The sequence below is a fragment of the Methylobacterium sp. E-046 genome, assembly GCF_022829625.1.
Lineage (GTDB): Bacteria > Pseudomonadota > Alphaproteobacteria > Rhizobiales > Beijerinckiaceae > Methylobacterium > Methylobacterium longum.
Genome location: NZ_JAKSYP010000090.1, coordinates 236,417 through 254,103, shown reverse-complemented (window position 1 = coordinate 254,103; position 17,687 = coordinate 236,417). Strand labels below are relative to the sequence as shown.

Annotated in this window: 16 protein-coding genes; 8 read left to right on the top strand and 8 right to left on the bottom strand. The window is 70.3% G+C overall.

The features are described 5' to 3' along the window. Nucleotides 1-74 precede the first annotated feature (74 nt). Together MKK82_RS08470 and MKK82_RS08465 are read right to left on the bottom strand one after the other, a co-directional pair. On the bottom strand, nt 75-1,262 hold the full coding sequence (locus tag MKK82_RS08470) for a DUF1501 domain-containing protein (RefSeq protein WP_243985253.1): 1,188 nt from the start codon (nt 1,260-1,262) through the stop codon (nt 75-77). Further along, nucleotides 1,259-2,782: a DUF1800 domain-containing protein gene (locus MKK82_RS08465; RefSeq protein ID WP_238284915.1), complete on the bottom strand. Its 1,524-nt coding sequence runs from the start codon at nt 2,780-2,782 to the stop codon at nt 1,259-1,261. The genes MKK82_RS08470 and MKK82_RS08465 overlap by 4 nt, the downstream gene beginning before the upstream one ends. A gap of 200 nt (nt 2,783-2,982) precedes the next feature. On the opposite strand from MKK82_RS08465, the gene MKK82_RS08460 reads away from it, so the two are divergent. Beyond that, nucleotides 2,983-4,596, top strand: coding sequence for a peptide chain release factor 3 (locus MKK82_RS08460; protein ID WP_238284917.1), 1,614 nt, complete (start codon nt 2,983-2,985; stop codon nt 4,594-4,596). A gap of 120 nt (nt 4,597-4,716) precedes the next feature. Here MKK82_RS08460 and MKK82_RS08455 read toward each other — a convergent pair whose 3' ends face one another. Both MKK82_RS08455 and MKK82_RS08450 read right to left on the bottom strand, forming a co-directional pair. Beyond that, nucleotides 4,717-5,175, bottom strand: coding sequence for a response regulator (locus MKK82_RS08455; protein ID WP_238284918.1), 459 nt, complete (start codon nt 5,173-5,175; stop codon nt 4,717-4,719). An 8-nt stretch (nt 5,176-5,183) separates the two neighbouring features. After that, nucleotides 5,184-5,651: a BLUF domain-containing protein gene (locus tag MKK82_RS08450; RefSeq protein ID WP_238284919.1), complete on the bottom strand. Its 468-nt coding sequence runs from the start codon at nt 5,649-5,651 to the stop codon at nt 5,184-5,186. A 296-nt stretch (nt 5,652-5,947) separates the two neighbouring features. Here MKK82_RS08450 and MKK82_RS08445 point away from each other — a divergent pair, with 296 nt between their 5' ends. From MKK82_RS08445 to MKK82_RS08425, 5 genes are all read left to right on the top strand, one after another. Then, the gene (locus tag MKK82_RS08445) at nt 5,948-7,222 is read left to right on the top strand and encodes a flagellar hook protein FlgE (RefSeq protein WP_238284921.1); all 1,275 of its coding nucleotides are present in this window, start codon (nt 5,948-5,950) and stop codon (nt 7,220-7,222) included. A 34-nt stretch (nt 7,223-7,256) separates the two neighbouring features. After that, on the top strand, nt 7,257-9,146 hold the full coding sequence (gene flgK, locus MKK82_RS08440; RefSeq protein WP_243985251.1) for a flagellar hook-associated protein FlgK: 1,890 nt from the start codon (nt 7,257-7,259) through the stop codon (nt 9,144-9,146). 2 nt (nt 9,147-9,148) lie between these two features. Continuing rightward, a complete protein-coding gene (locus MKK82_RS08435) occupies nt 9,149-10,753 on the top strand; it encodes a flagellin (protein ID WP_238284924.1) in 1,605 nt (534 codons plus the stop codon). 166 nt (nt 10,754-10,919) lie between these two features. Next, on the top strand, nt 10,920-11,180 hold the full coding sequence (locus tag MKK82_RS08430) for a hypothetical protein (RefSeq protein WP_243985249.1): 261 nt from the start codon (nt 10,920-10,922) through the stop codon (nt 11,178-11,180). Between the two features lie 22 nt (nt 11,181-11,202). Then, nucleotides 11,203-11,499, top strand: a complete 297-nt coding sequence (locus MKK82_RS08425; protein ID WP_238284928.1) for a porin — start codon at nt 11,203-11,205, stop codon at nt 11,497-11,499. A gap of 16 nt (nt 11,500-11,515) precedes the next feature. Here the strand turns inward: MKK82_RS08425 and MKK82_RS08420 are convergent, their stop codons facing one another. From MKK82_RS08420 to MKK82_RS08410, 3 genes are read right to left on the bottom strand one after another with little or no spacing between them, the layout of a single operon-like run. Then, a complete protein-coding gene (locus tag MKK82_RS08420; protein ID WP_238284929.1) occupies nt 11,516-11,989 on the bottom strand; it encodes a hypothetical protein in 474 nt (157 codons plus the stop codon). Further along, on the bottom strand, nt 11,976-12,347 hold the full coding sequence (locus MKK82_RS08415; protein ID WP_238284933.1) for a rod-binding protein: 372 nt from the start codon (nt 12,345-12,347) through the stop codon (nt 11,976-11,978). Before MKK82_RS08415 ends, MKK82_RS08420 begins: the two co-directional genes overlap by 14 nt. Before the next feature lie 25 nt (nt 12,348-12,372). After that, nucleotides 12,373-13,509: a flagellar basal body P-ring protein FlgI gene (locus MKK82_RS08410; RefSeq protein WP_238284934.1), complete on the bottom strand. Its 1,137-nt coding sequence runs from the start codon at nt 13,507-13,509 to the stop codon at nt 12,373-12,375. Nucleotides 13,510-13,749: 240 nt separating this feature from the next. Here MKK82_RS08410 and MKK82_RS08405 point away from each other — a divergent pair, with 240 nt between their 5' ends. Next, nucleotides 13,750-14,181 carry a flagellar assembly protein FliX gene (locus MKK82_RS08405; protein ID WP_243985247.1) on the top strand — a complete coding sequence of 144 codons (432 nt, stop codon included), beginning with the start codon at nt 13,750-13,752 and terminating at the stop codon, nt 14,179-14,181. A 78-nt stretch (nt 14,182-14,259) separates the two neighbouring features. Here the strand turns inward: MKK82_RS08405 and MKK82_RS08400 are convergent, their stop codons facing one another. Beyond that, a complete protein-coding gene (locus tag MKK82_RS08400; RefSeq protein WP_238284937.1) occupies nt 14,260-15,756 on the bottom strand; it encodes an ATP-binding protein in 1,497 nt (498 codons plus the stop codon). 379 nt (nt 15,757-16,135) lie between these two features. Between MKK82_RS08400 and MKK82_RS08395 the strand changes: the two genes are divergently transcribed. Next, a complete protein-coding gene (locus MKK82_RS08395) occupies nt 16,136-17,383 on the top strand; it encodes an Hsp70 family protein (protein ID WP_238284939.1) in 1,248 nt (415 codons plus the stop codon). The last annotated feature ends 304 nt before the right edge of the window (nt 17,384-17,687 follow it).

The window sequence follows — 17,687 nt, the reverse complement described above, 5'->3', positions numbered from 1 at the left end:
CCGCGGGGACGGCGATCCTCCCGCAGATGGCTCAGAGGCGCGGTCACGGATGCCGCCTCGCCGGGTCGCCGGCACTACAGGAGGGCCAGATCCGCCGCAGACGCGCTCGGGAAGATCCGGCGCAGGCTGACCTGATCGAGGCCATAGAGGCGCTGGAACAGCCCGCCGAGCAATGCGCGGTAGTCGGTCAGTACGGGAGAATCCCGGTTCTGGAACAGGTGCGCCTCGTCGGCGTGCACCTGCGGCCCCGCGATGCGCCCGCCCCGGACGCCACCGCCGAGGATCCAGTAGACGCTGCCGTGACCATGATCGGTGCCGCGGTTGCCGTTCTCCCGGAACGTGCGGCCGAACTCCGACAGGACGACCACGACCGTGTCGGACCAGCCGGGTCCGATTTCCTCTACGAAGCCGGAGAGGCCGCGCCCGAGTTCGCCGAGGCGATCGGCGAGGTAGCCGGTGCCGGCGCCCTGATTCACGTGGGTGTCCCAGCCGCCGACATCGACGAAGCCGAGGTTGAAGGTGTCGCGCATCAGGCGCCCGATCCGCCGGGCCGACAGCTCGAAACCCTTGGGCGAAACCGCGCCGCGATCGGCCTGCGCCGCGTGGTCGGAGATCGATTGATAGACGGCGTCGCGGACGCGAAACCCCTCGGCCACGGCGGCGGCCAGCTTGGTGTCGCTGTACATGGCGGCGATGAGGCGCGCCTGCCGGTCGTCGATGCCGGGCTTGCCGACGCCGTTGATGGCGATGTTCGGCACCGTGTCGCCGCCGCGGAAGATCAGCGGCATCTGGTCGGCGAAGGCGATGGGCCGGACCCGGGTGAGTTCCGCGGCGAGCCTCGCCATGAAACCGGAATTGTAGTCGCGGCCCGTGCCGACCGTCTGGCCCATCTCGATCGTGTCCTGCGTCTCGAAATGGCTGCGGGTCAGGTCGTCCGTGCCGGCGAAGGGCACGAAGGCCGCCTGCCCCATGGCATAGAGCGGCAGGATCGTCTCGCGCAGTGCGGGATGCAGGCTCCAGTCGGCGTCGAGCGCCAGCGCCGCCCGGGGATCGGCGCCATCCGGCTTGGTGATCGCGAGGTTCGGCCGCGACCGGTAGTAGAAGTCGCTGCCGGTGGGGATCACCACGTTGGCGGCGTCGTAGGCGCCGCGCAGGAAGACCACGAGGAGGCGCGCGTCGGCCTTCGGAGCCGCCCAGACGCGCCCGGCCACGGTGGACAGGCCGAGCGCCGCCGAGGCGCCGATCAGGTCGCGACGGTTCATCGCATGAACTCCGGCGAGGCGAGGTAGAGCGTGTTCCAGTCCTGGGGCGAGACCGCCTGGGCGAGGGCCGCCCGGGTGGGTTCGGAGAGGGTGGCCGACAGCGTCGAGAAGTAGAGACCGTTGGCCAGAACCGGGAAGGCCGGCTGCTCGACCTGGTCCGGGCCCGGCGGCTTGAACAGGCCGGCAGGACCCGAGCCGATCAGCCGGGCGATCTCGAACCGGGCGGCGAGCTGGCCCGGTCCGCTCCAGGCGGCCGCGTCGAGGGGGTAGCCGTCCGGCGTCGAGCGGTTGAACAGGCCCTCGCCGAGGCGGTTGAGCCAACCGAGCACCGGGCTGGCGTTGAGGATCACCCGCCCGTCATAGGCCATGCGAAGGGCCGAGAACACGTAGCGCGCCGGATCCTTGAAGGCGCCGGTGCGATCGGCCGCGAAGGCCGGCTCGCGCACCAGCGCCTCCATCACGGCGGCGATGTCGCCGTCGGTACCGCCGAAGACAGTGGCGAGGTGCGCCACCAAGGCGTCCGCCGGCGGCTGACCCAGGAAGTAGGTGGCGAGCGCCTTGGAGACGTTGGTCGCGGTGGCGGGATGGTGGGCGATCAGGTCCACCGCCTGCTCGACCTCGGGCCATCCCCGTCCCTCGATGTGGGTGCCGAGGAAGGTCTTGTCGCCGTAATCGTGCCGGTTCGGATTGAAGGCGAACAGGCCGTCGCGGCGGAAGTCGGCGGCGTGCTCCGGCTTGAGCTTCGGGGTCTCGGGTTTCAGCGCGATGCCGACACCGCTGAGGATCCGGGCCAGCGCCTCCACGTCCCCCTGCGTGTAGCCGGAGCCGACACCCATCGTGTGCAGCTCCATGATCTCGCGGGCGTAGTTCTCGTTGAGGCGACCGGCGGCGTTGGCGTCGTTGTCGAGGTAGCGCAGCATCGCCGGGTGGCGCAGGCTCGCCATCAGAAGGTCACGGAACCGCCCGAGCACGTGCGGCCGGATCGCCGTATCGAGGTAATCGCCCACTGCGGCCCGCAGGGTCGATTTGCCCTGGTGGATGTTGAAGCGGTTGAACCAGAACCACGTCAGCCGCTCGCGCAGCTGGTCCGGGCTGTAGAGCGCCCGCAGCACCCAGGCGGACGCGGCGTTGCGGGCGGCCGTATTCAGCGCGGCCTGGAACGCCTGCTGGGCGGCCTTCCTGGCCTCGGGATCGGCGAGGTCCTTCGCCGCCCTGGCCTGCGCGTCGAGGGCCTGGGCGCGGTCGAACAGGCTGCCGGGTGGCGTCAGCGCGTCGATCTGCGCCTGCGCGTCCGGCGGAAGGCGCGCCTCGGTTGGCGGGTGGAGCTGCGCCTGCAGCCAGCGCGCCCGGCCCTCGGACGCGAGCTGCGCAAACGCGGAGGGCGTGGCGCCCCAGGTGAGCGCATCGAGGAAGGCGGCGTCGGCCGCGGCGTGCGCGGCCATGTCCGACGCCCGCGGCGCCGGGACCCCCGCGAGCAGCGCGGCGGCGACGAGGAGACAGCGTGTGGCTGCGCGCGACATCGGAGCCTCGCGGTGCGTGGATCGGCCCGGGGAGCGTGTTGCCGATCCCCTGTACCGTACCTGAAGGCCCGCCCGATGATGCCTGCGTCTTTGCCAATATCGGGGCTTGCCGCTACACGATCCCGAGATCCATCGCTCGGGACTGCGCGAGGCCGCGCGCCGCGCGCCACCACGTTCCGACGACCCAGAGCGCTCGCTCCATGCTGATGCAGACCAAGACCGAGGCGAAGCCGGCCGATCCGGTGTCGCGGCGGCGTACCTTCGCGATCATCTCCCACCCGGACGCGGGCAAGACCACGCTGACCGAGAAGCTGCTTCTGTTCGGCGGCGCGATCCAGCTCGCCGGCGAGGTCAAGGCCAAGCGCAACCGGGTCTCGACCCGGTCCGACTGGATGGGGATCGAGAAGGAGCGCGGCATCTCGGTGGTCACCTCGGTGATGACCTTCGAGTACGGCGACTGCGTCTTCAATCTCCTCGACACGCCCGGCCACGAGGATTTCTCGGAGGACACCTACCGGACGCTCACGGCGGTCGATTCGGCCGTGATGGTGATCGACGCGGCGAAAGGCATCGAGGCGCGCACGCGGAAACTGTTCGAGGTCTGCCGCCTGCGCGACATCCCGATCGTCACCTTCGTCAACAAGCTCGACCGCGAGTCCCGCGACCCCTTCGAGCTGCTGGACGAGATCGAGAAGACGCTGGCGCTGGACGTCGCTCCGGTCACTTGGCCGATCGGCACCGGCCGCAACTTCTCGGGCACGTATGAACTCGGCGGCAACCGCGTGCGCCGGCTCGACGCCGCCGAGGATGCCGGCATGGTAACGGTGTCCGGCCCGGACGATCCGCTGTTCGACGAGCTGCTCACCGAGAACGGCGCCGCCGCGGCATGGCGCGAGGAGGTGGAGCTCGCCGAAGGCGGCCTCAAGCCGTTCGACCTCGACGCGTTCCGCGAAGGCCATCTGACGCCGGTCTTCTTCGGATCGGCCCTGCGCAATTTCGGCGTGCGGGACCTGATCGACGGGCTCGCCAAGGTGGCGCCGCCGCCCCGCGGCCAGGACGCCGACAAGCGCCTCGTGGAGCCCACCGAGCCGCGCATGACCGGCTTCGTGTTCAAGATCCAGGCGAACATGGACCCGAACCACCGGGACCGCATCGCCTTCATGCGGGTCTGCTCGGGCAAGCTCAACCGGGGCATGAAGGCCCGGCTGGTGCGCACCGGCAAGCCGATCTCGCTCTCGGCCCCGCAATTCTTCTTCGCCCAGGACCGCGCCATCGCGGACGAGGCCTATGCGGGCGACGTGGTCGGCATCCCGAATCACGGCACGCTGCGGATCGGCGACACGCTGACCGAGGGCGAGGATCTGCTGTTCCGCGGCGTCCCGAGCTTCGCCCCGGAGATCCTGCGCCGGATCAAGCTGACCGACGCCATGAAGGCCAAGAAGCTGCGCGAGGCGCTCCAGCAGATGGGCGAGGAGGGCGTCGTGCAGGTGTTCGTGCCGCAGGACGGCAGCCAGGCGATCGTCGGCGTGGTCGGCGCGCTCCAGCTCGACGTGCTCAAGGAGCGGCTCCAGGCCGAGTACGGCCTGCCTGTGGATTACGAGACCTCCCGGTTCTCGGTCTGCCGGTGGGTCTCGTCGGATTCGGAGGTCGATCTCGACAAGTTCGTCGACTCGCACGGCTCGGCGATGGCCCGGGATCTCGACGGGGCGCCGGTCTTCATGGCGACCACCGCCTTCTCGCTCCGCTACGAGGAGGAGCGCTACCCTGCCGTGCGCTTCACGGACGTGAAGGATTATCAGAAGCGGGCGGGGTGAAGCCGTCGGACGCGGCTTATCCCATCGACGTCCGCATCCCGCGGCGCCCGCGTCGACCGGCCTCGCTCCGGCACCCCCGGATGAGGGAAGGAGCGGCGGTCTGCCGTTCCGGCGTTGCGGTCAGAACTTCCCCAGCATCGGGAATTCCACGCTCAGGCTCGACTCCGCCGCCATCGGCGCCTCGCGCTTGCGCGGCTTGCGGTTGAGCACCTGCTTGAGCTTCGTCTTCAGCACCGCCATGTCGAACGGCTTCAGGATGAAGGCGTCGGCGCCGGCCTGGTGGGCGAGGTTGATGTCCTCGAAGTCGAAGGACGATTCGGTGAGCATGAAGGGCGTGTTCATCAGCGCGTCGTCGGCGCGGATCTCGCGCAGCAGGCTGATCCCGTCCATCGGCTCCATGTCGAGATCTGAGATCACCAGGGCGTAGCGGCGCTGCCGCAGCCGCTCCAGCGCCTCCGGTGCGCTGGTGACGCCCTCGACATCAGGGAAGCCGATGCGGGTCATCAGCATCACGATCAGGCGGAGAAGCTTCTCCTGATCGTCGACGATGAGGATCGGGTGCGTATCGCTCTCGGACATCGCTCGGCTCAGATGAAGAGGTGATCGATGCCCTGGCGGGCCATCGTGTCGGATTGTAGCGAGAGGCACAGGCCGTGGATCGCCGAGGCCCTCGGGGTGCCGCGCTGGAGCATGGGCAGAAGGTTGGCCTTGGCGAACAGCGTATCGTTGCTGCTGGTCCGCTGGGCGCTCTTGAAGGAGTGAACGAACTCCCGCTTGTTGATCTCACGCCACTCGCTGATCTGGACGTCCCGGTGCCGGCTGTCGGCGCTCACCCGGTCGAAGGTCTCGTGGACCGAGGTACGCTCACCCTCAATCACCTGGCAGGCGAAGTTGCCTTCGATGACCAGGAAGCTCGTGATCACCGCGAATTCATTCTTCTTCTGCGCCGTGCGGCCGATCTCGCCGATCTGCTCGGACCGCTTGGCCGGGTCCGACGACAGGTTCAGGCGCGAGAAGTAGATGATGTGGACGAGGCTCGTCCGTTTCGCCCGCATGATCCCGAGATCCGAAGTCCGCTCAGCGCTTCTCGGCCGGACGCTCCGCGCCCAATCCTAGCCCGCGCCCAGTCTGCGCGCGTGCCGGATAATACCCCGTAAACGCCGGGTCGCTCGCGTCGTCGCGACCGGACGGGACGGGCCCGGCAGGATCTGCCGGGTCGCGCCTTCAGGTCGGCGAAGCCTGCCGGGTCGCGAGCGGGCGATGTTCGATTCACCAGGGACTTAGCGGTGGCACGGCGGTTGCCACCAGCGGAGTCTGCGGGCCGTCGCGGCGCGCATCGGGATCGCTCGCCATGGACCTCTTCACCGCCCTGCAGACCTCGGTCTCCGGACTGCAGGCGCAGTCCTACGCCATCAGCAACATCTCCGGGAACATCGCGAACTCCCAGACGACCGGCTACAAGCGGGTCGACACCAGCTTCGTCGACATGATGTCCGAGACCACGCCCAAGCGCGAGGTCGCCGGCTCGGTGCTGGCTCAGTCGCAGCTGACGAACACGATCGCCGGCAACGTCGTCGCGTCGAGCGTCCCGACCAACATGTCGATCAGCGGGTCGGGTTTCTTCACCGTGGTGCAGAAGACCGGCGACGCGAACGGGGCCGCGACCTTCAGCGGCACGAACGCCTACACGCGCCGGGGCGACTTCGCTCCGACCGCGGAGGGCTACCTGATGAACGGCGCGGGCGGCTATCTCACCGGCAACAACCTCGACCCGCTCACCGGACAGGTCACAGGCGCGGGGCCGATCATGGTCGGCAATCCGACGCTGCCCGCCCAGCCCACCACGACGATCACGTATTCGGCCAACCTCCCGGCGACGCCGACCACGAGCGCCTCGACGACGCCGCCGAACAGCATCGCCGGCCCGTCGATCACGGCCTACACGGCGAGCGGCGCGCCGGTGGCGATCAACACCCGCTGGTCGCAGGTTTCCACCAGCGCGACCGGTTCGACCTGGAAGCTGTCGTACGACAGCGGCACGACGGGCAATCCGACCTGGACCGACGTGGCAACGCAGTTCACGTTCGATCAGACCGGCAAGCTCACGGCCCCGGCCGCGACCGGGACCCCACCGACCAACACCGTGGACCTGAGCGGCGATACGTTTTCCGGCTACACGTTCACGAACCTGAAATTGGACATCTCCGGTGGGCTGACCCAGTACGCCGACGCCACCGGCGCCGTGACCACCAGCACGTTGAGTCAGGACGGCGCGACCTCCGGCACCCTGACGAGCGTCGCGGTGGGGACCGACGGCAAGATCAACGGCACGTTCTCGAACGGGGCCGTGAAGACGCTGGCCACCGTGGGGATCGCGCAGTTCGCCAATCCGGACGGGCTCAAGGCCGATTCGAAGGGCAATTACCTCCAGACGGCCGATTCGGGCCCTCCGCTGGCCGGCCTCGACGGCAGCACCATCACGGGGGCGAGCAACGAGCAGTCGAATACCGACATTGCCACCGAGTTCTCTAAGATGATCGTAACGCAGCAGGCCTACTCTGCGAACACGCGCGTCATGTCCACGGCCCAGACGATGATGTCGGACCTGCTGAACGTGATCCGCTGAGTGAGGGTGCGCAACCGGACGCGGAGGCCGTGAGATGTCGCTGAACGCGCTTTCCACCTCGACCGCGGGGCTCGCCGCGACGCAGGCGGCGATCAACATCGTTTCGCAGAACGTCGCCAACGCCGGCACGGCGGGCTACGTCCGGCGGACGCTCACCCCCGTCGCCGTCGGGCCCAACAACTCGGGCGTCGCGACCGGCACGATCACCCGCAGCTTCGACGCGGCGGCCTTGAAGCAGCTTCGCCTGGAGACGTCCGGGGCCGCCTATACCGCCACGAGGGCGGAGATCACCGGCCAGCTCGACGCGCTGTATGGCACGCCCGGCAGCTCCTCGTCGCTCGACGGCACGCTGAACACCTTCACCCAGTCCCTCCAGGAACTCTCCGCCAACCCGACCTCGGCCGCCGCCCGCTCGACCGTCCTGGGCAACGCCTCGGCACTGGCCAGCCAGATCAACGGTGCCGCCAGCACGGTGCAGAACCTGCGCACCGGGGTCGAATCGCAGCTCGGCGCCGACACGACCGCGGCGGGCGCGCTCCTGAAGAGCATCGCCAGTCTCAACGGCAGGATCCAGAACACGTCCAACGACAGCGCCCTGGCCGACTTCCAGGATCAGCGGGATCAGGCGATCAACAGCCTGTCGAGCTACATGGATGTGAAGACCGTCACGCAGAGCGACGGAACGATCTCGGTCATGACCCAGTCGGGCGCGACGCTGGTCGACCGCAGCAACGCCGCCACGCTCTCCTTCGACGGGCGGGGCACCCTCAATGCCGGTTCGACCTACTCCACCGATCCGACCCAGCGCACGGTCGGCACCGTCACCGCGACGCTGGCGGGGGGCGGCAGGATCGACCTCGGCGAGCCCGGCGTGCTGCGCTCCGGAAGCTTGGCCGCCGGGTTCGAGCTGCGCGACCAGACCCTTCCGCAGGCCCAGCGCCAGCTCGACGACCTCGCGGCCGGCCTCGCCACAGCGCTGACCAACACCAGCACCACCGGCACACTCAGCAGCGGGGCCACGACGATCAGCGTCGGGGCGATGAAGCCGGGCAACACGCTGACGTTCCCGGTCACCGACACCGCCGGCACCGTCCGCAACGTGACGCTGGTGGCTTCGGCGACGTCCAGCGGTAAAATCGTGCCCGCCGCGCAGACCACCGATGCGAACGGCCTCACCCTGACCTTCGATGCCAGCGCCGGTCCCACCGGCTACGCGACGGCGATCCAGGCCGCCTTCGCCACCTTCAGCGCCGATCCGGCCTCCGCCGCCTACAAGCTCCCGCCCCTCGGCGTCACCCCGGGGCCCGCGGCCAGCACCAGCGCGACCCTGACGCTCACGGCGGGCGGCAAGGTCGCGGCCGCCGCGACGGCCAGCGTCTCGGCGGTCTCGGCGACCGACCTCAACACCGGCAACCCCTCGATCGCGCTGTTCGTCGACGGCAACGCCAACGCGCTCTACACGGGCTCCTTCGACAACGGCTCCCAGCTCACGGGCTTCGCCCAGCGCATCACCGTCAACAACAGCATCTCGGCCAGCCCGTCGGCGCTCACCGCGACGAGTGCGACCGATACGAGCGCCTCCGGCGCGCGCGCGCAGAAGCTGTTCGTGGCGCTGACCTCCACGCCCACGACGTTCTCGTCGTTGAGCGGCATCGGCGGCGTCTCGGCGCCCTACAGCACCAGCGTGGTCGGCTTCGCGCAGGACATCATCGCCGCGCAGGGCGCGGCCTCGGCGAACGCCGCGTCCCTCAACGACAGTCAGCAGACCGCCCTGTCCACCGCCCAGGGCCGCTTCGCCGCGGGGGCGGGGGTGAACGTCGATCAGGAAATGTCGAACCTGATCGCCCTGCAGAACGCCTACGGCGCCAATGCCCGGGTACTGAGCGCGGCCCGCGACATGCTCAACCAGCTGCTGCAGATCTGATCATGACGACGATCACGCCCTTCGCGGCCGGCTCCTACCTGACGAACCGGACCGCCTCAAATCTCTCGACGCTGAAGAACCAGCTCAACGACCTGTCGAACCAGATCTCCAGCGGCCTTGCCTCGCAGACCTACGGCGGCCTGGGATCCGGACGGTCGGCGGCGCTCGGCGCCCAGGCCACCTTGAGCGCGCTCGCCGGTTACGCCTCCGGCATCACCGCCGCGCAGACCCGGACGAACCTCGCCGTCACCAGCCTGACGCAGGTCGTGACGATGGGCACGAGCGCGGGTGCGACGCTGAACAACGGCCTCCAGAGCGTGGCGGCGAGTTCGGTCGCGGGCCGCGCGACCGCGCTGGGCGACCTCCAGACGGCATTCGACGCCCTCAACCAGTCGGCGGCGGGCAACTACCTGTTCGGTGGCAGCGACGCCACCACCCAGCCCGTGGCCGACACCAATGCGATCCTGAACGGCGTCACCAACAGCGACGGCTCGATGAAGGCCGGGCTGACCCAGATGATCGCCGAGCAGGTCGGCGCGGACGGCGGACCCGGCAAGGACGGCTGGCTGACGGTGAGCCAGACTGCGCCGACGCAGATCTCGATCGCCGAACCGGGCAACGACGCCGTCCGGGCGAATTTCGGCTTCATCCTGGCGGGCAAGCCGTCTTCGACCACGTCGGCGATCCAGTCGACCTACACGGCCGGTACGGCGACCAGCGCGGGCTCGCTGCAGGTGAACGTGAACGCGCAGCCGGCGGTGGGGGACAGCATCACCCTGACCCTGAAGATGCACGACGGCACCACCACGAGCTTCACGCTCACGGCCGCTGCCAGCGGGTCGTCGCCGGCTTCCTCGGCGACGAGCTTCGCGCTCGGGACCAACGGCGACACCGCCGCCACCGCGAGCAACCTCAACGCGGCGCTCACCAGTGCCATCGCGGCGGCCGCGAGCGGCCCGCTCGCGGTCAGCTCGACGGCGACGGCCTCCTCGCACTTCTTCACGGGGTCCGTGAAGGGTGGCCCTGCGGGGACGGGCGTGATGCCCGACCGCGTCCAGTTCGACGGCAGCGGTACCCCGATCGGATACAGATCGGCGACCCCGCAGGACACGGTGCTCTGGTACCAGGGCGAGAACACCTACAGCGCGCCGACGACCCAAACCCCCGCGATCAACACCCAGTCGGTTCAGGTCAGCGGCAGCTCCAGCATCGGGACGGGCGCCCGCGCCATCGATCCGGCCGTCCAGAACGTGCTCGCCGGCCTCGCCACGATGGCGTTCGGACTTCCGACGACCAGCAACGCCACGACCCGCGCCACCTATCAGGCCGTGATCGACACGGCCGGCGGGCGGCTGGCTTCTGCCAACGGCAGCGGCGGCGTTCAGGATACCGTCACCCAGCTCTCGATCGCGTCGGCGCGCCTCTCGAACGCGAGCACGACCAACAAGGCCACCCAGAGCACCGTGCAGAACACCCTGGACGGGATCGAGCAGGCCCCCACCGAGGAAGTCGTGGCCAAGCTCCTCGACGTGCAGAACCGGCTTCAGGCCAGCTATCAGATCACCTCGACGCTCTCGAAGCTCTCGCTGGTCAATTACATCAGCTGAGATCGCCGTTGCCGGACCTCCGCATGACGACGAAGGCCGGCCGCGCCGATGTGTAGTGACTCGGATCTCGATCAGACCTCTCGATCATAGTCTCGCCGCTTTCCCGCAGTGAATCGCGGCGCGCGGGCGCGGTGATGCGCCGTCGTTGATCCGAGGAGAGGTCCGCATGTCGCTGTCCGAACCGGTCGAACTCGTCCGTCGTCTCGGTGCCACGTCCCGGGTCGGCATTATCGTCATGGTCGAGCAGTCCGTCGACGCGTATTGCGCCGGTTATCCGGGACACGACGACCGCGCCATCGCGTTGGACATCCTGTTGCGCGACCTGGCGCGCCTGCGCGTGCAGGCTCTGGCCCTCGACTGCTTCATCGGGGAGGTCGAGAACTACATCGACCTGCTGCACCGAGACCTCGCGCGCGAAGCCGCCTGAGATGTGCCGGCGGGTCGCTGCCATGGCGGGCGCCGCGCTGCTCCTCGCCGCCCCGGCTGTCGCCATCGAGCCCCAGAAGGCCCCGGTGACGCCCGGGCCGGTGCCGTGCCCGTCCAAGGGGCCGGGCTTCGTCCGCTTCCCCGGGAGCGGCAGCTGCATCCGTGTCTCCGGCCGCGTCGCCGCCGGGATGGACCTGCGCTCCGCGACGGAAAGCGCGGCGACCCCGACCGTGGCCGGACGCCTCGCCATCGACAACCGCGCCGACACGGACCTCGGCGAGGTGCGGACCTACGTGCGGATCGGCAACGGCCGCCGCTGAGTCCGGGGACCGGAGCTCAGAGGTTTCTTGACAGGACCAGCGGCCCGCTGCGGACCCCGCGGCCGTAGGGGGAGGGTGCGGGCGTCTGCCGGCCGTAGCCCGCCGGCATCTGCGCCCGCGCGATCTCCTCGGCGAGCGACTTGATCAGGCCCTCGGAGACGGACCGGGCGCTGTCCAGCACCGTCTGGTTCGCCTCGACGGTCACCGTGAAGCGGCGATGTGCGGCGCGCAGCATCTCCACCCCCTCCGGATGGAAGCGCCTCAGCGCCACGGCGTTCGCCTTGGCGACCTCGAGGCCCTGCATGTAGGCAGCGGCGAGCGCCGCCTTGGGCTCCGCCGACGCCACGCCCTCCCGCAGGCGTCCGGCGCGGATATGCGCGGCCTCCTCGGCTAGCACCGCCTCCAGGGCGGCCATGTTGCCGAGCACGCCCGCGACGAGGGCTTCCGCGGTGACGCGGTCGGCGACGCGCAGCGGTTCAGCCCTTTGCACCGGTCGCTCCATCCATCGGGGTCCCCTGCAGCTTCATGATCTCACGGAACACCGAATCGGCGATGCCGACGCCACCGCTCTTCACGATCTGTCCCGCATATTCCTTGGTCAGCATCGAGCGGTAGACGCCGCCGCCCGTGCCGTTCTCCCCGAGCGGCCCATCCGTGCCCTCCGACTGGGTCAGGCGGTCGAGGCTCGATTCCAGGAACATCGATTCGAACTCGGTCGCGGTCTTGCGCGCCTTGGCCACGTTGGCCGCCTTGAGGATGCCGTCGACGGCCGTGCCGGCGGCGCCGGCTCCGACGCTGGCGGCAGCCTTGGTGGCGACGCTGGCCGCGATGGTGGCGAGCTGCAGCATGGTTCGGCCCTCCTCGTTTACGGGGTCACATCAACTCGATATCGGCCTGGAGCGCGCCGGCCGTCTTGATCGCCTGCAGGATCGAGATCAGGTCGCGCGGGCCGACGCCCAGGGCATTGAGGCCGTCCACCAGCTCGCGCAGGCTCACGCCTTCCTTGACGAGGGCGAGCTTGTTGCCCTCTCCGGTGTCGACCTTCAGGCCGGTGCGCGGCACGACCACGGTGCGGCCGTTCGACAGCGGCGCCGGCTGGCTCACCTGCGGCTGCTCGGTGATGGTGACGGTGAGGTTGCCCTGCGCGATCGCCACCGTGGAGACCCGCACGTCCCGGCCCATGACGATGATGCCGGAGCGCTCGTCGACCACCACGCGGGCGGTCTGGTCGGGTTCGACCTTCAGCTGCTCCACTTCGGTGATGAGGCGGATCATGTTGCCGTTGTAGCGGGCCGGGATCTGGATCGTGACCGTGGCCGGGTCGGTGGGCTCGGCGGTGTCGGCGCCCATGAAGTCGTTGATCGCCGCCGCGACCCGCTTCGAGGTGGTGAAGTCGGGGTTGCGCAGGGACAGGCGCAGCGAACGCGCGTCGTTCAGCTTGAACGCGATCTCCCGCTCGATGTTGGCGCCGTTGGAGATCCGGCCGTTGGTGGGCACGCCCCGGGTGATCTTGGCGGCGTCGCCCTCGGCCGAGAAGCCCGCGATGGCGACCGAGCCCTGCGCCAGGGCGTAGACTTCGCCGTCGGCACCCAGCAGCGGCGTCACCAGCAGCGTCCCGCCCTGGAGGGACTTCGCATCGCCCAGCGACGAGACCGTCACATCGATGCGGGTACCCTGGGCCGCGAACGGCGGGAGGCTGGCCGTGACCATCACGGCGGCGAGGTTCTGCGTGCGCATGGTGGCGCCGCGGGTGTTGACGCCGAGCCGCTCCAGCATGGCCTGCAGGGACTGCTTGGTGAAGGGGATGTTGTTGAGCGTATCGCCGGTGCCGTTCAGGCCGACCACGATGCCGTAGCCGACGAGCTGGTTCTGGCGCACGCCCTCGATCGAGGCGAGATCCTTGACCCGCGACAGGGCGACGGCGGGGCCGGACAACGCGACGAGCAGCAGCGCGCCGGCCAACGTGCCGAGCAGCGATCGCAGGGGACTCATTGCAGGACGCGGGCGCATGCCGGCTTTCAAGAGTGAACGGACCTGCCGCCATCCTGCCAGGGCCGTGCCAACCCGCCCCGAGCCACAAGATGCTGCGCGGATTGAAGTTTTGAGGGAGGGTCCGGAACGCGATCCCGGTCTGACCGGCACCGAACCTGCCGACCCGGCAGCTTCTGCCGCCTCGTTTACCCACGCTTAACCCTGGGGGTCGAAGTTCCGGTTCCGCGCAGGGGCGCTCGGAGCAACGCAGGCGGGATCATGCGCGTCGAGACTCGCCAGCCGATCCAGAATGCCGGCGGCGTCGCGGCCACCCGACGGCCCGAGGGCGGTGCGAGCTTCAGCCTCGGCGCGGCTCCGGCTTCCACCTCGGGCGCCGGCGCGCCCGCGGGCCCCGCGACGCTGGCGGGCCTCGACGCGGTTCTGCTCCTGCAGGCCGAGAGCGAGACGCCGCAGGAGCGCCGCCGCCGCTCGGCCAAGCGCGGCCAGGATCTCCTCAACGGCCTCGACCGGCTCAAGGCCGCCCTGCTCGGCGGCCGGGTCGCAACCCATGAACTCCGCACCATCGCGGGTCGGCTGGCGGAGCGCGGGGGCGCCTCCGGGGATCAGAGGCTCGACGGCCTCATGGCGGAGATCGAGCTGCGGGCGGCGGTGGAGCTGGCCAAACTGGAGACGGCGCGGCGGAGCGCCTGAGCAAACCCCTCTCATCCGCGCCGAGCGGAGCCCTCGGGCGGCGCCCCCCCCGCTCGAAGCCCGTCCCCCCGGGCTTCTCTACACGGCGCGCCGCTTCGGCCCCGCGGGCAGCATCTGCGGCTCGCCCGGGCCCGTCTCGACCCCGAGATCTGGCACCGCGATGATCGGCGCGCCGCGCAGGTCCTTCCGGGTGACGATGGCGCCGCGCTCCTCGAGATAGGCCAGCATCCGCCGGGCGCGGCCGCCCGAACTGGTGCCGTAGGCCTCGGCCAGCATCGCGTCGGTGGGGCAGGGGGCTCCCTCGATGGCCGCCCGGGCGACCACCAGGAAGAGCCCCGCGAGGTCATCGGGCAGCCCGGCCGCGATCTCCTGCGCCCGCTCCCACCCGGAATTGTCCGCCACCGCGCCCCCGGCCTCGGCCCGCGCCACGGCGAGCCGCCGCTTGAACTCGGGCAGGCCCATCGTGTCGCCGCGGAGGCGCCGAATGCGGCAGCGGACCGTGAAATCCTGATAGAGCGTCGCCGGCGTGCAGGCGGCCGCGTCGGCATCCGCCAGCACCGACGCCAGAACCTCGGCGAGTGCCGCCTCGCGGGCCTCCGGGTCCATCGGCTCCTCCTCCGGCTCCTCGACGGGACTCGGCGGCCGGTAGTTCGCCAGCTGGACCAGCACATCCGGCGCCGGCACCGGGCGCGGCTTCGGGCGCGGCATCAGCGGTGCGACGATCTCCTCCGGGCTCGCCGTGAGGATCAGCGACCGGGCATCCTCCATCGCGTCGGGAAGCGGGAGCAGCACCGGCGAGGAGCTTCGACTCACGGTCGCGGTCGGCCCGACCGCGATGGTGAGCGGGCGCCGGGACAGGGCCGGTCCCAGAGCCACGAAATGCCCCCGCGGCAGATCGCGGAAGGTTTCGGCCTGGCGGCGTTCCAGGCCGAGCAAGTCGGCCGCGCGCGCCATGTCGATGTCGAGGAAGGTTCGGCCCATCAGGAAGTTCGAGGCCTCGGCCGCGACGTTCTTGGCGAGCTTGGCGAGCCGCTGCGTGGCGATGATCCCCGCCAGCCCGCGCTTGCGGCCGCGGCACATCAGGTTGGTCATCGCGCCGAGAGAGAGGCGGCGCGCCTCGTCCGAGACCTCGCCGGCGGCGGCCGGGGCGAAGAGCTGCGCCTCATCCACCGCCACAAGCATCGGGTACCAATGATCCCGGTCGGCGTCGAACAGCCCGCCCAGGAAGGCGGCGGCGGCGCGCATCTGATTGTCCGCGTCGAGGTTCTCCAGGGAGAGCACCACCGAGACCCGGTGAGTGCGGACCCGGGCGGCGATCCGCTGCAGGGCGACGTCGTCGCCGTCGGCTTCGACCACCACGTGGCCGTAACGGTCGGCCAGGCTGGCGAAATCGCCCTCCGGGTCGATAATCGCCTGCTGCACGAGCCCGGCGCTCTGCTCCAGCAGCCGCCGCAGCAGGTGTGACTTGCCGGAGCCCGAATTGCCTTGGACCAGGAGCCGCGTGGCGAGCAGTTCGGTGAGGTCGAGGAGCGCGGGGCGCTCGCCGGTCAGGCCGAGATCGATGTCGGAACGCATGGCGCCTCATAGCACGGCCGCGCGCCTCCGGGCGGCTCACGGAGGCGCTGTCCACGCTTCCCGCAGGTCGAGCCTGCAGTCCGGACTCGCGAACCGACACCGAGCGCCGCGGCCTGGCTGTAACCCAAGGGTCTCGCCGGATGCGAGCGATCCGAACCGGGGGGCGGCTGCGCGATCTGCCGCGTCGGCGGCTCCAGGCCCCGATTCGGTTGCGCCGCCGCGATGACGGCCCGGAACGCCGGGGCGCGGCGATGAGGCTGTGGCGTGAGCCGTCAACCCCCGTCGCGGAGCCCCGCGCTCCGCTCCAGCGGCCTGGACCGGATCCCTGCGGACCTGTAGGCCCACGGCCCTTCCCGAAGAAACCCGGACCCACGACACGATGGCGGCCTGCGGCCTCGATTTCGGCACGTCGAACACCACCCTCGGGGTCGCCGACCCGGAGGGTCCGATCCTGCTGCCGCTGGAAGGCGCGCACCGGACGATCCCCAGTGCGATCTTCTTCGAGCTCGGCCGGGAGCCGGTGATCGGCCGCGCCGCCACGGCGGCCTATGTCGAGGGCCTGTCCGGCCGTCTCATGCGCGGCCTGAAATCCGTCCTGGGCACGCCGCTCATGGAGGAGGCGACTCCGGTCGGGCGGCAGCGCCTGCGCCTGCGCGACATCATCGCCCGCTATCTCGCCGCCGTGAAGGACCGCGCCGAGACGGCCAGTGGCCGGAGCCTCGACAGCGTGGTCCATGGCCGTCCGGTTCACTTCGTCGACGGAGACCCGGAGGCCGACCGCCGCGCCGAGGATACGCTTCGCGCCATCGCGCGCGACGTCGGGTTTCGGGAGGTCTCATTCCAATACGAGCCGATCGCCGCAGCCCTCGACTACGAGCGGCAGGTCCGGTCCGAGCAGATCGCCCTGGTGGCCGATATCGGCGGCGGTACGTCGGACTTCTCGATCGTGCGCCTGTCCCCCGAGCGGCGCGGCCGCGCGGACCGGGCCGGGGACATCCTGGCCAATGACGGCGTGCGCATCGGCGGCACCGATTTCGACCGCCAGCTCAGCCTGGGCACGGTGATGCCATTACTGGGCCTCGGCAGCCCGATGCGCCGCGGCGACCTAGCGGTGCCGAACGCCTATTTTCACGACCTCGCCACATGGTCGGCAATCAACCGGCTCTACAATTCCAAGACGCTGCGCGAGATCGACGAGGTCGTCCGCGACTGCGCGCGGCCCGACCTCGTCGGCCGGCTGCGCGCGGCGGTCGAGGGCGAGCGCGGGCACGCCCTGGCCGGCGCTGTGGAGAGCGCCAAGATCGCGGCCTCCGAGGACGGCGCGACGGACCTCGACCTCGGTCTCGTCGAGCGCGGGCTGGCGGCGCGGGTCGACCGCGGGTCTCTCTCCGATCAGACCGGCGATCTCGCCCGCGCCGTGGCCGCCCGGATCGACCGCTGCCTCGCGCAGGCGGAGCTGGCGCCGGAGCGGATCGACGCCCTGTTCCTCACCGGCGGCTCAACGGGGTTGCCGCACCTGCGCTCCGCGCTGACGGCCGCGCTGCCCGCCGCCCGGGTCGTGGAGGGCGACACGTTCGGATCGGTGGGTCTCGGCCTGACCATCGAGGCGGCGCGACGCGGGGCTTGAGGCCGGCGCAGCCTGATCTTCACGGGTACGCCACTCACCGACGCGCCGCTTCTTACCCGACCCTGCAGACCCATTCCATCATCCTGGACCGCGCGCGTGGCCGGGACCTCCAGGCCCTTCGAACAGCGTCGCGCCCCCCGCCGCCCAGTTCCGGGGCACTGGCCGTTCCGCGGTCGCGCTTGGCGTGGATCCCCGATCTGCCGCCGCATCGTCACCGGGCGGGCCTGCACGGTCGAGCAGGGTCTGACGCTGTGGTCCCGGTTTTCGTGAGCGCGGCGCAGCGACCCGGACCGGCGAGACTAAG